At 36.4% G+C, this 11,231-nt stretch carries 13 protein-coding genes; 5 read left to right on the top strand and 8 right to left on the bottom strand.

Annotated elements, in window-relative coordinates; genetic code table 11:
* The first annotated feature begins 48 nt into the window (after nucleotides 1-48).
* Together bfr (AC27JR_RS02275) and bfr (AC27JR_RS02270) are read left to right on the top strand one after the other, a co-directional pair.
* Nucleotides 49-522: a bacterioferritin gene (gene bfr, locus AC27JR_RS02275; RefSeq protein ID WP_013463107.1), complete on the top strand. Its 474-nt coding sequence runs from the start codon at nucleotides 49-51 to the stop codon at nucleotides 520-522.
* 11 nt (nucleotides 523-533) lie between these two features.
* The gene (gene bfr / locus AC27JR_RS02270) at nucleotides 534-998 is read left to right on the top strand and encodes a bacterioferritin (protein WP_036955020.1); all 465 of its coding nucleotides are present in this window, start codon (nucleotides 534-536) and stop codon (nucleotides 996-998) included.
* Between the two features lie 106 nt (nucleotides 999-1,104).
* Here the strand turns inward: bfr (AC27JR_RS02270) and AC27JR_RS02265 are convergent, their stop codons facing one another.
* Nucleotides 1,105-1,299, bottom strand: coding sequence for a (2Fe-2S)-binding protein (locus AC27JR_RS02265; RefSeq protein WP_013463106.1), 195 nt, complete (start codon nucleotides 1,297-1,299; stop codon nucleotides 1,105-1,107).
* 604 nt (nucleotides 1,300-1,903) lie between these two features.
* Here AC27JR_RS02265 and AC27JR_RS02260 point away from each other — a divergent pair.
* Nucleotides 1,904-2,767 carry a restriction endonuclease gene (locus AC27JR_RS02260; RefSeq protein WP_487172652.1) on the top strand — a complete coding sequence of 288 codons (864 nt, stop codon included), beginning with the start codon at nucleotides 1,904-1,906 and terminating at the stop codon, nucleotides 2,765-2,767.
* Between the two features lie 281 nt (nucleotides 2,768-3,048).
* On the opposite strand, the gene AC27JR_RS02255 is transcribed toward AC27JR_RS02260, so the two are convergent.
* The 4 genes from AC27JR_RS02255 to AC27JR_RS02240 all read right to left on the bottom strand — a co-directional run bounded on the left by AC27JR_RS02255 (nucleotide 3,049) and on the right by AC27JR_RS02240 (nucleotide 5,669).
* Complete coding sequence (locus AC27JR_RS02255; RefSeq protein WP_487172651.1) at nucleotides 3,049-3,570, bottom strand: hypothetical protein; 522 nt, start codon at nucleotides 3,568-3,570, stop codon at nucleotides 3,049-3,051.
* A gap of 2 nt (nucleotides 3,571-3,572) precedes the next feature.
* A complete protein-coding gene (locus AC27JR_RS02250) occupies nucleotides 3,573-4,361 on the bottom strand; it encodes a hypothetical protein (protein ID WP_487172650.1) in 789 nt (262 codons plus the stop codon).
* 431 nt (nucleotides 4,362-4,792) lie between these two features.
* Complete coding sequence (locus AC27JR_RS02245; RefSeq protein WP_487172649.1) at nucleotides 4,793-5,161, bottom strand: hypothetical protein; 369 nt, start codon at nucleotides 5,159-5,161, stop codon at nucleotides 4,793-4,795.
* A gap of 157 nt (nucleotides 5,162-5,318) precedes the next feature.
* Nucleotides 5,319-5,669: a cupin domain-containing protein gene (locus AC27JR_RS02240; RefSeq protein ID WP_487172648.1), complete on the bottom strand. Its 351-nt coding sequence runs from the start codon at nucleotides 5,667-5,669 to the stop codon at nucleotides 5,319-5,321.
* A 506-nt stretch (nucleotides 5,670-6,175) separates the two neighbouring features.
* On the opposite strand from AC27JR_RS02240, the gene AC27JR_RS02235 reads away from it, so the two are divergent.
* Nucleotides 6,176-7,801 carry a methyl-accepting chemotaxis protein gene (locus AC27JR_RS02235; RefSeq protein WP_487172647.1) on the top strand — a complete coding sequence of 542 codons (1,626 nt, stop codon included), beginning with the start codon at nucleotides 6,176-6,178 and terminating at the stop codon, nucleotides 7,799-7,801.
* Nucleotides 7,802-7,895: 94 nt separating this feature from the next.
* Here the strand turns inward: AC27JR_RS02235 and AC27JR_RS02230 are convergent, their stop codons facing one another.
* A complete protein-coding gene (locus tag AC27JR_RS02230) occupies nucleotides 7,896-8,207 on the bottom strand; it encodes a hypothetical protein (RefSeq protein ID WP_487172646.1) in 312 nt (103 codons plus the stop codon).
* A gap of 363 nt (nucleotides 8,208-8,570) precedes the next feature.
* Here AC27JR_RS02230 and AC27JR_RS02225 point away from each other — a divergent pair, with 363 nt between their 5' ends.
* Entirely contained in the window at nucleotides 8,571-9,131 is a 561-nt protein-coding gene (locus tag AC27JR_RS02225; protein ID WP_487172645.1) for a TMEM165/GDT1 family protein, read from the top strand.
* Between the two features lie 93 nt (nucleotides 9,132-9,224).
* On the opposite strand, the gene AC27JR_RS02220 is transcribed toward AC27JR_RS02225, so the two are convergent.
* Nucleotides 9,225-9,749 carry a DUF6436 domain-containing protein gene (locus tag AC27JR_RS02220; RefSeq protein WP_487172644.1) on the bottom strand — a complete coding sequence of 175 codons (525 nt, stop codon included), beginning with the start codon at nucleotides 9,747-9,749 and terminating at the stop codon, nucleotides 9,225-9,227.
* The gene (locus AC27JR_RS02215; RefSeq protein ID WP_487172643.1) at nucleotides 9,733-11,199 is read right to left on the bottom strand and encodes a methyl-accepting chemotaxis protein; all 1,467 of its coding nucleotides are present in this window, start codon (nucleotides 11,197-11,199) and stop codon (nucleotides 9,733-9,735) included. Before AC27JR_RS02215 ends, AC27JR_RS02220 begins: the two co-directional genes overlap by 17 nt.
* Between the last annotated feature and the right edge of the window lie 32 nt (nucleotides 11,200-11,231).

Genomic DNA, 11,231 nt, shown 5'->3' with positions numbered 1-11,231 from the left:
TGCCTATATACTAGACTAGCCACAATTAGAATTTTTAGGATAAGCGCTATGAAAGGTAATCAAAAAGTAATCGACGCCTTCAATACATTGTTAGCTAACGAATTAGCTGCTATTGACCAGTATTTTATTCATTCTCGTATGTACGACGATTGGGGCTTAAACAAACTTTATGAGCGTCTTAACCATGAAATGGAAGAAGAAAAAGACCACGCTGACTGGCTAATTAAGCGTATTCTTTTTCTAGAAGGCGTACCAAACATGACTAAACGTCGTGACCTGCTAATTGGTGACGATGTAAAAAGCATGATGCAAAACGACTTAACCTTAGAACTTGAAGTGGTTGAGTGTGTTAAAGAGGTTATTGCTATCTGTGAACAACAGCAAGATTATCAATCTCGTGAAATTCTAGAAAAGCTATTATTTGATACCGAAGAAGATCACGTCTACTGGTTAGAGCAACAACTGGGTCTGATTGACAAAATTGGCACTCAAAATTACCACCAAGCTCAAATGGGCGAATAAGGACTTACATTATGAAAGGCGATAAAGACGTTATTGCAGCACTAAATAAAGTACTTGCTAATGAGCTTGTGGGTATTAACCAATACTTTTTACATGCACGTATGTTTAAAGATTTTGGTTTTAGTAAACTAGACAAAGCTGATTACAAAGTATCGATACAAAAAATGAAAAACGCCGATCGTTTAATTGAGCGTATTTTATTTTTAGAAGGCCTGCCGAACCTTCAAGATTTAGGACGTTTACGTATAGGCGAAAACAGCGAAGAAATGATTGCTGCTAACATGAGCTTTGAACTTGATACAGTAGATGAGCTACGTACAGCCATTAAGCTAGCTGAGAGTAAAAAAGATTACATTAGCCGCGAAGCGCTCGATAACATTTTAAATGAGCAAGAAGAGCAAATTGATTGGCTAGAAACACAGCAACTACTGATCAAAAACACTGGGCTTGAAAACTACTTACAATCGCAACTGTAAGTTAAAGTTATAAATACAAAAAAAGCAGCTAAGGCTGCTTTTTTTATGTTTAATTTTTAAATGTTATACCAATTCGTTTAGGTAGGCCTATTTATGTAGATTACTATTAAGCCACTTGATCGGTTATATCTGCAATTTGAATCAGTTTACGATTGAGGATCTTTTTAGTACAACAACAACACTTACCGCATTGGCTGCCCACTTTAAGCTCTTTAGTTAGCTCGCGCATGGTAGTAGCACCATCGTCGATGGTTTGCTCAATTTTTTTATCGGTCACACCGTGACAAAGACAAATATACATGAATACAAACAACTCTCAATTTCATTTAGTGGGTTTATATTAATCTAAACGAAAATAGTTATCAATTGGTTTTTTATAAAATTTGAATTTTTTGCATTTTTTTTGGCCAGCGCCACTTAAATTGGAAATTCGCGGCAGCTTGAGAATTGTTTGAATTTCATTCGAAGTATGGCAATTAAATTGAGATTTATTAACTAAAGCCTGACCTTAAATTTAGGTATGATTAGGTAAATAGTTGAATGATTAAAATGAATTATATTAAGTCTGAAGAAGCCTTAATATATAAATACAGGATTAGTGCGTGGGCTATTTCCGGTTTGTGCCATAAGCGGACGTTTGGCGAACTTCAAAAAAGTGCTAGGAGCAGACCATCAGCGAAGTCTATAATGAGTTAGAGAAAACGTCACCTTTCAATCAGGTTAAACATAAAAAACCGTTTACAACATTGTTAGCTATAAAAACTAAGTTTATGACATTTAAAAGATTTCTGCCTGAACGTTTTTAGTCTGTTATTTGCTCAATCAAACTACCATCCATCCTTTTTCCTTGATGTAAATTGTTATTATCAATTAATATTACTGTGACATGAATTAAGGAGGTGCTCTTGAAGAAAAAAGAAATAAAAGGAATTGTTAGTATCTCGATTGTTGGTGGTTTGATATATTTCTCAACAAATCATTGGCAAGCTATAGTTGTTCTATTAACTGTATTGTTAAGCGCATTATTTATAGCCTTTGTTGTTCTCCCGAGAGCTTTAACTTTCTTTTATAAAAAAATAAAAGGAATTACTTTTAATTCTAGACGTCATATTTCGTCTGCAAACCATCCTTCATCTGCAAACGCTTTCGAAGAATTTCAATCAATACCAATAGAAGTAAAGGAAACCTTTTTCCAAGATATTGATAAACATTTAGATATCCTGCTAATAAAAAGAAGAAGTGGAGTATTTAAGGATGAATATGGATTTGAAGATGACTCAAAATGGCAATCTGATTTTCGTCGTTTCGCAAATAAGGTAAACGTTAATCAAGTTGAGGTAATAGAACTTGGTTTAACTTATGTAAATGAAAAATATAACGCTAATAACGCTAATAACGCTAATAACGCTTTACCAAACATAGTAGAATTCCGCGCTGAAATGGACGGTATTGAATATGAACATTACTGTGCCAACATATTAAATAATTTAGGCTGGGAAACACATGTGTTAAAAGCATCTGGTGATCAGGGTGTGGATATTATCGCTTCAAAAGAAAATAGAAAATATGCTATTCAATGTAAACGGTACTCGAAACCTGTTGGTAATAAAGCTATTCAAGAAGTAATTGCAGGTAAAATTTTTTACAATATAGACTCAGCTATAGTAGTCTCTAATAGTTATTTTACTAAATCAGCACAGCAATTAGCGTCTGCTACGGGTGTTATTTTGTTACACCACGAGCAGTTATCCCACCTAAAGCCAGAATAGTAGAGTTCACAAATAAGTGCTAACTAAATTGTAGAGAGATTTAGAGACTCATATATTATCTTACACTTTTACTTAAAGGTTTTGACTTAATCCGCTAAGCAGCTCAAATAATGATCAGACGATCTACAGTTAGATAATGGGCTGTAAGGTACAAAACTTCGGTGGAGGCTCTCTGTCGCCTCCGTCAGCAAATGTCCAATTTTTCTCGTAAACCTCAATAAACTCCCAATGATCGCTTTGTGCCATGAGCGGACTGTCGTAGCCTTAGACTCTTGTTATGTTTATTTGCTAATATAGTCTACAAAACTCACTTCAAATTGGTCAATACCTTCAGTATTCAAGGTCTGACTATTATTAGCCATATGTTTAAATGAGATAGATAATAATCCAGTAAAAACACCTGTATATTTATTTGTTAGCATCAGAAGCCTATCTATGAACGCGGATAATCCCTCGACATCGGCTTTACCTGCCAACAAAAATTGACTATGTAACTTATGAACAAATATATTTCGTAATCTGAGTAGCTCCTGAAACTCTTCATTATCAAAGCTAGGTAATTCAGTTTTAATTACTTGTACAAAAACACCTAAGGTTTGCTTTCTGTTAGCTACAGATTCATCTAAAATATTACTTAGAGATAAGCTCTTTATTCTAGGATGCCTTTTTTTAACGTCATCACTAAGTGATGACGTATATATTTGAATTAGTTTCTCTAGAAATTGAAGCTTAATTAATAACTTCCCTAAAGTTGAAAAATCACTCTCAGATAGATTCAAATGCAATACTCTCGATAACGCCAAAATCAGCCACCGCTTTCAGCGGTCGGCTGAATTTTCTTGTTAGAGCTTACTTCAGCCTCATTACTATCTAAACTAGGCTTTTCTTTGTTGTTGCCATTTAACGACAGCAAAACTCCACCATCTTTTTCAATACATATATCTTTACTTTTTGAATTTACAAAAAAGTAACTGCTACCGTAATAACCTAGATAAATCATTTTAGAACCATTATCTATCAAGCAGTTTTTTGAGTTTCTTTTCAGATAATAGAAGTTAGACTCACCTTCTAAAATTTCCGTTATATTCTTGCTGCCTTGAAAATAGGATACCGTCGGCAGTATACAGCTAAATATAATTACAAAATTTCTAATGATTTTATGGCTATTTATCAAAAATGGAGGTTTAGATAAAAAATAAAAAATACTTACTATTGAGGCAGCGGGCAAAGCGTAATAAAGCCTTTTCTCTGGCTCTGAAACAAATAGATAATATAAATGCGAGGCCAGTGAGATGATGTTTATTAAAAACATCAATAAAATTAACACTACAAGAACCCAAAAAAGCATCTTTATGGCTTTAGGGTCGTCATGTTCTGGTTTTCTTGTTCCTTGTGAATTATATGAATCCACCAACACCCAAAAGAAGATGCCTAACGCAGCGGGTATAACTGGGTAAGTTGCTGATTTAATCATGTCTATGGGAGACAGAAATTCCAATACATTAAAATGTAAAGGTGTCCAAAAACCGAGAAGATAGCATATTCCCACAAACACAAAGTAGAAATAACAAAAGGCGGAGAGAGTCCAGTTCATCGCTATATCATTTCCTTAAGCTCTAATAATTTAATAGTGCGCTCATCGCGCATATTACTGCCGACTAAACGCTCATTTATCTACTTTATATAGTTTTAACAAATAACCTAAAGCATTACTATCACTAAGTTTTTTAAAGCTTTAAAGTAAAGTTAAATGAACTAATATGCGCGCAGCGCTCATTTCCATAAATATATGCGCAAAGAATAGTTTAACAAATCAATTAACGACGATATTTAGCAAACCTCAATGACCGGTTATCGCTCAAATAAGACCCCGAAAAGTTGCTCATATAGCTATCTAGATTATATTTCGATAACTACCTTTGAAGCACTAGAAACGGAAGTTTACTCCCGTTTTGTACTTTAAGATTATAAGCTGGTGTCTAGTGAAAGCTGGGAAGTCTACATCGAACACATCTGTATTAGTGCTCATCCGAAGATATGGAATTCAGTTTGCAACCTTTCGACGATCGCGACCAAGCCTATTCCCATTACCACACCTATGAGAAGCACTCCGAAAACAAGACACACATAGAGCAATGTCCAAGCACTGGCAGTTTTTAACCCCGCCTGCTCTTCGGAAGTCTTATCGGAACATCGGTAGATTTGACTCAAACTTCTTTCCCCCCCAAGAACGGTGCCACCGATCACTCCAAAAAGCAGTGCGACCGCGAAAGTGAGGACCCGATACTCCGCATTAGCAAAGCCATCCCACAAAAGAATAGCGCCGTTGGTCCAAGCTAATACAGTGCAACCCCATGAAGCAAGTTGATAAACAATTGTTAGTCTTTGGGTCATTAATTACTCATTTTTTTGGATTGTCTGCCTAACGCTGCGTCAAGTGGTGAAGAACGCCAACCACCATACCTAACCCACTATATCTTAAACACTAAATTAAACTTGAACTGAGATCGCCAAGTGTTGTGAATCCGCCTTAACGCTTTGTTATGGCGATTTATTTTAGACTTGCTTGGATTATCAGTAACTCAATTTCATGGTCCGATGTATTAACCAAACCATGGGTGCCAAAACGTTTATTAACTATCATATCTCCTGAGGCCACTTTTCTGTCCCCTCCTTCAATGGTCATAGTGCCTTCACCTTTCAAAATAATGTACATTTCTTCGTCATCTCCGTGAAAATGCTCTCCCATAGAACTTCCAGGTGGCATAACGACACGGATGGCAAAATCCCAAGCACCATCGAAATCTTTACGTCTGAATGCACGATAGATATCTATTGAACCTTGTCCATCATGGCTATTTTCGTCGACTTCTTTATCGCAAGTGTAGAAATTACGTATCATCTTTTCCGAATTCCTTTTTGATTATTTTCCACAGTTCAACTGAGCGCCATAACAACTTTATCAGAGGGTACTTTCCCTATAATGGCGCGAAAAGTCCTTATTTTATGAACTTATATTAATAGCAAATATTGTAAGCTATTGCCAAATATAAACATTATGCTTTCTGTAGTTTATATAAACATGTAAAAAAAGGAACGTTTCCCCTTATTCTTACTCGGTTAATGACGGCTCACCTGAAAAATCGGTTATCGCTCTAAGCGGCACTTCAATCACAACAAAATTTGCTTGGCATCTATCAAACAATGGCAAGCTTACCTTTCCTTCTATTTACAGTAACAATAATTAAAATTGATTAGACTATGCGAGTAAAAGCCTTTTTAAATGAACCAGGCGTTAATAACTGAAAACACATAAGAGTTATTAAGCTAAATAATTTTTTATAAAAATTCAGTAAAATTTTTTTTCCAGATTATACTTTTATATTATTGCTGTAATTTTGGACAACTATGTTAAACAATTATTCTGTGCGTACCCGTTTAGCAGTGCTTGCATTGCTACCAATTATGATTTTTTTAATTACATCGTTTTTTTCAATAAACACAATGGGAAGGTTAGTAGCAGGGATTGATAGTTTATACGACGACCGTGTCGTACCACTTAAACAAATTAAACTTGTGTCAGATAATTACGCGGTAAATATTGTTGATTTACTTCACAAGTATCGTGCTGACTCTATTACCAAGTCAGAACTCTTAGCAAATGTTAATGAGGCTAGAAATACGGCTGATAATGAATGGAAAGCTTACTTAAGCACACAGTTAACAGCTGAAGAAAAGCGCTTGGTAGATAACGTTGAAAATAAACTAAAGCCTGTGCTCGTGCATTTGAATAATTTAATTGTAAGTATTAATAGTGGTGAATTTTTATCACTACCACAAAATCAATTTGTTTATGAGCTTTACCAACTCTTTGATCCGCTTAGTGCCAGTTACCAGGCTTTGATTGATTTGCAGCTTAAAGAAGCGAGTGACTTTAGAGTTAAAGCTGATGAAAATTATCAATTTATAAAATTTATAATGAGTGTGACAATCGCGATATTAATTTTACTTCTACTGATTGTTGCCTACTTTATTTACTGCTCGATACAAAACCCATTAATGTCATTACGCGATACCATAACGGATATTGCAACCAATGCTGATTTAACAGCTCGTGCTAAGGTTCAGGGTAAAGATGAGATTGCAGATACCGCATCTAACTTTAATGATATGTTACTTCGGATCCAAGGTTTAGTAAAAGATATGGCAGGCGCAACACTAACACTTGCTTCGGCAGCTGAAGAAATGAACTCTATTAGTATTCAAGTAGCCAGTACAGCAACCCAGCAAGAGCAACAATCAGCTATGATTGCAACTGCAATTACCCAAATGAGTAGTGCAATAGAACAAGTTGCTCAAAACGCGCAAATAACCTCTGATAAAGCCACAAGTGCTGACATAAAAGCAGGCCAAGGTCAGCAAGCTGTTGCTGATAATATCGAGTCAATAAATACGCTTTCAACTTTGGTTAATACAAATACGCAGCTTATTACAGATCTAAATACACAAACCAATGATATAAACCAAGTTGTGATGATGATCCAAAGTGTTGCTGAGCAAACTAACTTGTTAGCCTTAAACGCAGCCATTGAAGCAGCAAGAGCTGGCGACTCAGGTCGAGGTTTTGCCGTTGTAGCCGATGAGGTAAGACAACTTGCCCACAATACTCAAAAAGCAACCGCTAGCATTAATGAAATGATCACAAAACTACAAGGCATGGCTCAGCAAGCTGTTAATGCGATGGGTAACGCTGAAAGCAGCGCTAAAGAAAGTGTCGACCATGCTAATTATTCTTCACAGGTACTCAGCGAAATTAACCAAGAAGTTACCGAAATTGCAGATATGAATACTCAAATATCAACCGCAACTCAGGAGCAAAAAATGGTCGCAAATGAACTAAGCAGCAATATTAATGAGTTTAGCGCGAGTATTACTTCTGTTAGCGAAAGCTCACAACAAAATGCTCAAGCATCGCAAGAACTCGCACAGCTTGCGGCAATGCTACAAGGACAAGTTAATGTATTTAAAGTTTAGGTGCTTTAATTTTGAGGCATATTAGCGCTTATACTTTAAATAAAAACCTTATATGCCATCATTTAAATGATTAAATGATGGCATATTGGTTACTTTAAGCGCGAGTTTGATTAGACAATATAGTTATCCAATCACTGGGGTTTGAAAGTATAAACTGATATGAGCTGCCATCTTGCGTGAAAACCTCTATCGCATCAGCCGTTATTGGAATAAGGCCTGCGCCCTTACCTTTACATTCAACCACTTTTAAAATTGTATTACGTGGAATTGTATGTGGTTCTAACCCCAATTTTTCATTAAAAGGTTCAAAATTTAAGTCGGTTTGCGTAATCCAAAACTTTCCGTCCGCTTTCATTACTCCATTTTGAATGGTTGCCGTAGTTGATTTAACGATTGTTGATTGCATATTTAATTCCTTTACACGTGTATATAACTTCAAATTGCTCAACTTCCATCTGTTTGTAATTACAGTAAACTTGAGAGCTAAACGCAAGCTCATTTATTCATCAACATTATTAAAACAGTAACTAATTTTAAAAATTATCCTTATATATTTACCTGCTTTAAACTTTGTGGAATAATCGCCATCCTCTTAGGGGAGTAGCCCGCTCAGTGATGAGTAAACTTATCAACATAATTGCACCTCATGTGCATGGTAAGTTTGTAATGTTGTAGCAAGCGTTATCGGCGAGACCTAGGTAGACACTATCCTCATGGCGGGAGATAGCTGTTTGCCTTGGTTTAATATTCCCGCCTGAAGATTATATTAATGGATATTTTTTTAACCTCTACCGTCACTGTTGCCCTCGCTGAAATAGGCGATAAAACTCAACTTCTATCGCTATTACTTGCGGCACGTTTTCATAATAAAATAGCGCTTATTTTAGGCATTCTCGCTGCTACTATTATTAATCATGGTTTATCTGCCTGGTTTGGTGATTGGCTGAGCGGAAACTTTGCCGTCGAATACTTACCTTGGATAGTTAATATAAGCTTTATTGTGGTAGGGCTGTGGCTACTTATTCCAGATAAAGATGAAGAAGTGAGCCATAAATACGACCGCTATGGTGCATTTTTAGTAGCCTTAATCTTATTTTTTATTGCTGAAATTGGCGACAAAACACAAATTGCAACCGTGTTGCTCGGTGCACAATATCAATCTGTTTTATGGGTAACAATTGGTACAACCCTGGGTATGCTAATTGCCAATGTCCCTGTTATTTATGCCGGTAAGGCGCTACTAAAAAGAATTCCATTAAATACCGTTAGAGCGATAGCCGCCACTGTGTTTGTATTACTTGGTGTTTATGGCTTAGTAACCATGGTGTGATTAAGTAACCTACAACAAAAAACCGCTTACCTAAAGTAGGTAAGCGGTTCAAGGATGTATAAGCAGTTATCGTAGAATAAAAATGGGCCTCTTTTACACTCGGTTAATACAATAACACCCTTTTGTATCGGCAATTAATAATGACGAGTTAAAACCAGCTTGTAGATTACTGATCACGGTCTCTACAAACCCACTACCTTGTGAACAAGCCAAGCCTTCTGATAAAGGCCCTGCATAAACAAAATCACCGTTTTTATCAATTAACACTGCAGCTGGCGTTGCCGGGACCACTAACTTTAGTTGGCTATTGAGTTTAAATGTCTGTACCTCAACGCCCTGGTTTTTCGCAAACTGCTGTAAAGATGATAGGTGTGGTTTAGCTTGTATAGTACATCCACACTTATCTTCTGTAATAATAAGTAGTTGAGCACTATCTTTGTTTTGCCAAACCACCTGTTCTTTAAATTGCGAAAACCAATTGTGTCGTTCCAGCATTTTATTTTCATCAAACGGCTTTAATTGCCCAAGTTGAAAATACACTAAACCCGACACAACAACGACAAGCCACACACCAATTAAAGCAACAATAAAATAGCGCTTATTAGTTAAATTTTGCAATGCTTTGCTCTAACACATCAATACTCACATCAATCATTTGTACCTTGGCGGTAAGTTGATCAACAATTTTTCCGTCTTCATGTTGGCGTTGACGCATTTGATCTGTGCTTATTGCAATTTGCTCGGTATTGCCTGCCTGCTCAGCAACTACTTGCGCAACCGAGTTAGAGCTTGAAGATACAGCTTGTATTTGCTCACTCATTGACGAAATATTTTCTTTCATGGTGGCACTAATTTTTGTTAGATCTACAACAAACTCAACACACTGATTCATCGATTGTGTTGAAGTACGACTATTATTCACCAAATCTGTTAACGTTGATGCTATTTTTGCTGTTGTTTGCTGGCTGTTATTCGCTAAAGAACGAACCTCATCTGCAACTACAGCAAAACCACGACCATGCTCGCCCGCTCTGGCGGCTTCAATTGCAGCATTTAAGGCTAACAAGTTAGTTTGATCGGCTATACCTGATATTTCATTCAACAAACTTGTAATTACATCGCCAGCAGCCACTAAGTGGCTTAACTGCTCTTCTGTATTGTTTAATAACGTGAGCAACTCTTTGCTTTTACTGTCTGTTTGTAACACTTCTTGCAAAGCAACATGGGCAGAATCGGTAATACTGCTAACTTGCTGCTTTAAAATATCGCTTTCTTGCTCAACCAGTTTAAAGCCATGGGCTACTTGTGAACCTGAATTAGCAATATCATCTGTTTGTATATTTCGGTGTTTCGCACTGTCTGCTAACTTATCGTGCACATTTATAAGCTCTTGGGAGTTATTTTTTAATGAATCAGATTGAGTTTGAACCTGCTTAATAACATCCGACAAGTATTCCAGCAGAGTGTTAAAGCCTACCACTGCACTGCTATCTGTATCATCTGCTCGCATCGAGAGTTTTATCTGATTAGGGTCTTGCATTATTTGTTCAGTGGCATAACTTAACGACAAACCCGCACGACGTTCACGCTTTAATGTCACTGCAATAAAGCCAGCAACAAGCGCTTCAACAATGGCATAGGCCGCATGAATGAGTACCGTTGAAAAAGCTAAACGATCAGGGTCGAAAACATAAAACCCCGTATTTTGAGTCTGCAGGTAGTAAAAAGATAAATGATGAATAGCAACAAACACAATGGCCGTAATAAATACTCGCCATTCAACAAACATTATCAGCATGGCTAAGAAAATAAATATTTCGAAATGCACCTCAATAAGCCCATACGCTTGCTGAATATGCAAAAATGAAAACATCATAATTGCAGCAGCGACAACATGAGGTGTAACTTTACTTTCGGGTTGGGTTTTTAATAACCAAATAGGAAGCAAGCATAAGGGCAAGCCGACCAGAAATGCCTCTGTTAATGTATCAAAATAAAGGCCTATACCAATAGACTCTGCAAATAATAAACAGAATATGATTGTAAACAATCGACTCACACTAGACATAAAAACCTTAATTAATTTTATAATAATTAAAC

It is taken from the genome of Pseudoalteromonas sp. NH0006-26, assembly GCF_057552415.1.
This window is presented reverse-complemented; position numbering and strand designations above follow the sequence as displayed.

What these genes read in the sequence shown, in the direction of transcription:
- bfr (WP_013463107.1), top strand. Translation starts at nt 49, where the DNA reads ATGAAAGGTAATCAAAAAGTAATCGACGCCTTCAATACATTGTTAGCT.
- bfr (WP_036955020.1), top strand. Translation starts at nt 534, where the DNA reads ATGAAAGGCGATAAAGACGTTATTGCAGCACTAAATAAAGTACTTGCT.
- AC27JR_RS02265 (WP_013463106.1), bottom strand. Translation starts at nt 1,299, where the DNA reads ATGTATATTTGTCTTTGTCACGGTGTGACCGATAAAAAAATTGAGCAA.
- AC27JR_RS02250 (WP_487172650.1), bottom strand. Translation starts at nt 4,361, where the DNA reads ATGAACTGGACTCTCTCCGCCTTTTGTTATTTCTACTTTGTGTTTGTG.
- AC27JR_RS02245 (WP_487172649.1), bottom strand. Translation starts at nt 5,161, where the DNA reads ATGACCCAAAGACTAACAATTGTTTATCAACTTGCTTCATGGGGTTGC.
- AC27JR_RS02240 (WP_487172648.1), bottom strand. Translation starts at nt 5,669, where the DNA reads ATGATACGTAATTTCTACACTTGCGATAAAGAAGTCGACGAAAATAGC.
- AC27JR_RS02235 (WP_487172647.1), top strand. Translation starts at nt 6,176, where the DNA reads ATGTTAAACAATTATTCTGTGCGTACCCGTTTAGCAGTGCTTGCATTG.
- AC27JR_RS02230 (WP_487172646.1), bottom strand. Translation starts at nt 8,207, where the DNA reads ATGCAATCAACAATCGTTAAATCAACTACGGCAACCATTCAAAATGGA.
- AC27JR_RS02225 (WP_487172645.1), top strand. Translation starts at nt 8,571, where the DNA reads ATGGATATTTTTTTAACCTCTACCGTCACTGTTGCCCTCGCTGAAATA.
- AC27JR_RS02215 (WP_487172643.1), bottom strand. Translation starts at nt 11,199, where the DNA reads ATGTCTAGTGTGAGTCGATTGTTTACAATCATATTCTGTTTATTATTT.